This is a genomic window from Azospirillum sp. B506, from assembly GCF_000333595.1.
Taxonomy (GTDB): Bacteria; Pseudomonadota; Alphaproteobacteria; order Azospirillales; family Azospirillaceae; genus Azospirillum.
The window spans coordinates 1-1,647 of the sequence record NZ_BADK01001003.1; the positions used below are offsets into that span (position 1 = coordinate 1).

At 67.3% G+C, this 1,647-nt stretch carries 1 protein-coding gene and 2 pseudogenes; 1 reads left to right on the plus strand and 2 read right to left on the minus strand.

The window, feature by feature from the left end:
• Together I71_RS36615 and I71_RS31080 are read right to left on the minus strand one after the other, a co-directional pair.
• Positions 1 to 689 (minus strand): annotated as a pseudogene (locus I71_RS36615) (IS630 family transposase); the annotation flags it as partial.
• A 69-nt stretch (positions 690 to 758) separates the two neighbouring features.
• Positions 759 to 1,079 (minus strand): annotated as a pseudogene (locus I71_RS31080) (transposase); the annotation flags it as partial.
• Between I71_RS31080 and I71_RS40320 the strand changes: the two are divergent.
• Complete coding sequence (locus tag I71_RS40320) at positions 1,032 to 1,544, plus strand: N-formylglutamate amidohydrolase (RefSeq protein ID WP_244434163.1); 513 nt, start codon at positions 1,032 to 1,034, stop codon at positions 1,542 to 1,544. The pseudogene I71_RS31080 and the gene I71_RS40320 sit on opposite strands and share 48 nt — an antisense overlap.
• Positions 1,545 to 1,647 lie beyond the last annotated feature (103 nt).

Sequence of the window (1,647 nt, forward strand, 5' to 3'; positions counted from 1 at the left end):
TGCTTGGGCAGGCAGCGCCGAACAACGTGCCTTCCAGGGTGTCAGCGCGGCGAACAGCGTGGTGTGCCGTTGCGCTTGTATTCGTGCGTAATTGTCCCGCACCGCCGGGGTTCAGCGGCAAACCCGGCTGGGTGCGTTCGAGCGCTGGATTCTGCTCTTTTCGTCGATGGACAGCACCACCGCGTGGCAGGGCGGGTCCATATAGAGGCCGACGATGTCCTCCACCTTGGCGCGAAAGCCCGGATCGTTGGACCGCTTGAAGGTGCGCAGCCGATGCGGTTGGAGCCGGTTGCTTCCCAGATGCGCTGCACGGCGCGCAGGCTGATGCCGACGGCCTTGGCCACCGCTCGGCCGGTCCAGTGTGTCACGGCGCCCGGTGGTTCCGAACAGGTCAGCGCCAGCACCTTGGCCACGGTGGCGGTCGGCAGCGGTGCCCGGCCGGGTTTGCGCGTCTTGTCGCGCAGCAGCGCATCCACGCCTTGTTCGGTGTAGCGCACCTGCCAACGCCAGACCGCCGGGCGGCTGACACCGGCCCGGCGCGCCACCTCCTGCACCGGCAGCCGCTCGGCCGAGAGCACGATGATGTTCACCCGCTGGACATGCTTGTGCGGGAGGTTGCGGTCGCCGAGGAGCGCGGCCAAACGCGCGCGATCCTCTGCTCCAACGATGACGCTGACGGTTTGGGCCATGCCGACAGAATCGCACACCAGCAGCCCGCTGTGAATCCTATGTCTGCGTCAGTGCACTAGTGCACTGACTCATTCAGAAGGTGCAGGCAAACGGCTGAGTTTATCGAGGATGGTGTCGGCGGGCTTGGTCCAGACGAAGGGCCTGGATGCCCTGTTGTGCTTGCGGATGTAGCGGGCGATGGCGTCCTGGAGGTCGGCCACGGACTTGAACACGCCGCGCCGGATGCTCCGTCGGGTGATGATGGAGAAGAAGCCCTCGACGGCGTTGATCCAGGAGGCTGAGGTGGGCGTGAAATGGAAGACCCAGCGCGGGTGATCGGCCAACCATTCCAGCACCTTGGGATGCTTGTGGGTGGCGTAATTGTCGACGATCGCGTGGATCACCTTGCCGAGGAGCAGCTCTGCCGCCACATCGCCTATGACATCGGTGCGGCCGAGGTGACTCGGCGGCTGGCGGCGCGGTTCGGGGCCACCGCCGTGCTGTCGGGCTTCTCGCGGCTGGTGATCGATCCGAACCGGGCGCTGGAGGATCCCACCGCCATTCCGGTGGTCAGCGACGACGTGGTGATCCCCGGCAACCGCGCGCTCGATGCCGAAGCCCAGGCCCAGCGGGTGGAGGCGCTGTTCAAACCCTATCACGCCGCGGTGGCGGCGGCGGTGGCCTCCTGGGGCGGAACCCGCAGCCTGATGGCGCCGATGCCGGTCAAGCGCAACCGCACCGCCCGCCCCTGGACCGGCGAGGACCTGATCCTGCGCATCAGCGTCGGGCTGGAGGATCCATCCGACCTGCAGGACGATCTCACCGCCGTCCTCGACGACCTCGCCGCAAGGACGGCCAGGGCGCCGACCGCCTGACGGCGGCGGACGCAAACACGCCTCCCAGGTCAAGGTGCAGCTGGGTGTGGAACGGCTCGGAAACGAGACCGCCTTGCTGAGCAATGCGGCCCCAAAAGGCCCC